We start from the raw sequence: 3,507 nt of genomic DNA on the forward strand, positions 1-3,507 counted from the left end.
TATTGAAACTGGTATAGCCACTGTTACAACTAACGTTGCTCTCCAGTCTCTTAAAAAAATAAATAGTATTATTCCAGCTAATACAAGGCCTGTTATAGCATTATTTTCAACTGTATTTATAGATCTCGTTATATCCACAGCAGAATCTCTATTTATAGTAAACGATGCTCCTTTAGGTAAAAGAGGCTCCATCTTTTTTAACTCCTCTTTTGCTATCTTAGAGATTTCAACTGTGTTTCCAACATCACTCTTTTCTATATTTATTATAATATTTTCAATTCCATCAGTTCTACCATAACTACTTCTATCTTTTATTCCTAAATTAACATCTGCTATATCTGTTAAATATAGGGTATCTCCATTTGAATTTTTTAAAACTATTTCTTGAATATCTTCTAAAGTTTTAGCTTCCCCTGATACTTTTACCAAGTATTCTTTATCACCTTCTCGTATATATCCAGATGGGAAGTTTAAACTAGCACTTTTTAATGTACTATACAAATCCGTAACTGTAAGATTATATGCCTCTAATTTCTCTGGATCAATATTTATACTTATCTCCTTTTCTAATCCACCAAAAACACTTACGGTTCCAACACCCTCTATTCTTTCTAACCTTGGTATAACAACGTTATCTGCAAAACTTTTTAAGTTTATTAGATCCTCTCCTCTTAATCCAATAAGCATTACTCTATCTCCAGAAGATGATGTTTTTCTTATAACTGGTTCATCAATATCATCTGGTAAACTATTTCTTATTCTACTAACAGCTGTTACTAAATCATTAACTTTATTATCTATAATAACACCGTATTCAAATTCAACTGTTAGTGCTGATTTTCCCATAGTTGATTTAGTTGTAATTCTTTTTATTCCTTCCACACTTGTTAAACCTTTTTCAATTTCTTTTGTAACTAACTTCTCCATATCATCTGGAGAGGCGCCTTTCCAACTTACTCTAATTGCAGCCATTGGCATATTATAATTTGGCATAAGTTGTGTTTTTAAATTAACTAATGTTAATATTCCTAGTATAACCATTGATATTATTATCATCATAGTGACAACAGGACGTTTTATTGAAAATTGTGCTATATTCATCTGTTCCCCCTAATTTAAAATATTAACTTTATCTCTATCTTCTAATAAAAATTGTCCCTCTGTCACAAGTTTCATATTTGAATAAAGTTCATCACTTATAATCTCTTGTTTTTCATTATTTGAATATCCTCTTTCTACCTTTATCCTCTTAGCCTCTCCGTTTTCTACTACGAAGATATATGAATATAGTTCCTTTATAACAATCGCATTTTTAGGAACTAGGTATCCTCTTTTGCTTCCTGTTTCAACTAAAACCTTAGAGTACATTCCTTTTTTTATTTTTCCCTCTGGATTTTCAATTTCTACTTTTATCTGATATTTTTTATTATCTTTATTTGCTACGGGATTTATTTCATATACATTACCAAAATAGTTATTTTCAATTCCTTCCAAATCTATTTCTGCTTTATTACCAACAGATAATTCACTTATTTCATGGACTGATACTCCAGTTTTTACAAGCATTTTACTATCATCAACAACTGTTACCAAATCACTATTTGGTGTTATTTTTTCATAAAGCTTTAAATTTAAATCTGTAATAACTCCATTTAATTTTGCTTTGACAATTAAATCTTCATAATCTTTCTTAGCAGCCAAATAAGTCGCTTCTGAGTTTTTCAAAGCACTTTCTCCTTGAAGAAAATTAGTTTTCTTCACTAAATACTCCTCTTCAGATATAAGTTGTTTTTCATAAAGTTGCTTAAATTTTTCATAATTTTTTTTCTTTATTTCAAAATCTGCCTTATTAGAGATATATGTTGCTTGAGCTTTTAAATAAGCTGATTGCACTTCTTGATCCTCTAAAACTAATATAATTTGACCTTTTTTTACTTTATCTCCATTTTTAAAATTTATCCTTTTTACAGTTCCACCTGTTTTAGTTACAACTTTAACTTCATTTAAAGGTTCTGTTACTCCACTCGATATATTTAGACGTATTATTGATTCTGGTTTTATTTCAGATATTTTAATATTTTTTCCTAAAATTTCTTTTGATTTCTGTTTGCCATTATTACTACCACATCCAAATAATATTAATGATATTGATATTATCAGTAACTTTTTTATCACTTTTTTCCTCCAACTATTATTATTTTGTATATAAAACTATTTTATCATATTTGATATTTATTTGCATCGCTTATATTTAATTAATATTATACTATATTTTTAAAAAAATATATTTACTTTTATCAACCAAATATAACTTTTTTTATGTTGTTATGTTATAATAATAAACATACAATTAGGAGGTACTTTTTATGAAACATATAAATCTTTTAATCAAACCGTCATCAAGCCTTTGCAATATAAATTGTGATTACTGTTTTTATAGTGATGTTGCATTTAATAGAGCTCATCCAAGTTTTGGTTTTATGAATATAGAAACCTTAGAAAAGCTAGTAAAAGAAAGTTTCTTCACTGCAAAGACTTCTATTACATTTTCTTTTCAAGGTGGAGAACCTACTTTAATAGGAATTGAATTTTATAAAGCATTTCATAGTTTTATAAAAAAATATAATACAAATAATATTTCTGTTAACTTTGCTATTCAAACTAATGGAATTTTGTTAAATAAAGAATGGGCCAATTTATTTAAACAAGAGAAATATTTAGTTGGTATTTCTTTAGATGGACATAAAGAAATACATAATTTTTTTAGAAAAGATAGACTAGGAACTGGAACTTTTAGTCAAACTTTTAAAAATATTAAGCTATTACAAAAGAATAATATCGATTTTAATATTCTTTGTGTAGTTAATAAAAAAACTGTTGAAAATTTAAAAGACATCTATCTTTTTTTTAAAAACTCTAAGTTTAAATACCTACAATTTATTCCTTGTTTAGATAAACTTGATAATTCTACTGGAGATTATTCTTTAACAGAACAAGAATATGGATTTTTCTTAGATGAACTTTTTAATTTGTGGAGTAATGATTTAAAAAACAAAAAATACACTAGCATTCGTTTTTTTGATAATTTATTAGCCATTATTTTAAATAATCAAGCTGAATCTTGCGATATGAACGGACATTGCAGTGTTAATACTGTAGTTGAAAGTAATGGTAATATCTATCCTTGCGATTTTTATGTTTTAGATGAGCTTCTATTAGGAAATATTCATTCTACCTCTTTAAAAGAGATTCTTACTTCTGAAAAAGCTTATAATTTCGTTAAGAGTTCATTAAAGTTTGATTCAGAATGTAAAACTTGTAATTATTTCAATCTTTGTAAAAGTGGATGTAGAAGACATAAAAATTTTCAAGATGGAACTTATAAAAATAGATTTTGTAATTCATTTAAGTATTTTTATTCTAAAAATATAAAACAACTTTTAGAGATTGCTCATTCATTTTAATATTTCAAACTAAATTGAGAAGGAGTTTATATGAAAAAATATA

General features: G+C 26.3%; 3 protein-coding genes. 1 reads left to right on the forward strand and 2 read right to left on the reverse strand.

Annotation, left to right across the window (positions count from 1 at the left end):
* Both HMPREF0202_RS15250 and HMPREF0202_RS05205 read right to left on the reverse strand, forming a co-directional pair.
* Positions 1-1,101, reverse strand: a 1,101-nt coding sequence (locus HMPREF0202_RS15250) for an efflux RND transporter permease subunit (protein WP_023052206.1), incomplete at its 3' end; no start/stop codon positions are given.
* Between the two features lie 9 nt (positions 1,102-1,110).
* Positions 1,111-2,175, reverse strand: a complete 1,065-nt coding sequence (locus HMPREF0202_RS05205; RefSeq protein ID WP_023052207.1) for an efflux RND transporter periplasmic adaptor subunit — start codon at positions 2,173-2,175, stop codon at positions 1,111-1,113.
* A gap of 191 nt (positions 2,176-2,366) precedes the next feature.
* Here HMPREF0202_RS05205 and HMPREF0202_RS05210 point away from each other — a divergent pair, with 191 nt between their 5' ends.
* Positions 2,367-3,464, forward strand: a complete 1,098-nt coding sequence (locus tag HMPREF0202_RS05210) for an anaerobic sulfatase maturase (RefSeq protein WP_023052208.1) — start codon at positions 2,367-2,369, stop codon at positions 3,462-3,464.
* Positions 3,465-3,507 lie beyond the last annotated feature (43 nt).

The sequence above is a fragment of the Cetobacterium somerae ATCC BAA-474 genome, assembly GCF_000479045.1.
GTDB classification, from domain to species: domain Bacteria; phylum Fusobacteriota; class Fusobacteriia; order Fusobacteriales; family Fusobacteriaceae; genus Cetobacterium_A; species Cetobacterium_A somerae.

What these genes read in the sequence shown, in the direction of transcription:
- HMPREF0202_RS05210 (WP_023052208.1), top strand. Translation starts at nt 2,367, where the DNA reads ATGAAACATATAAATCTTTTAATCAAACCGTCATCAAGCCTTTGCAAT.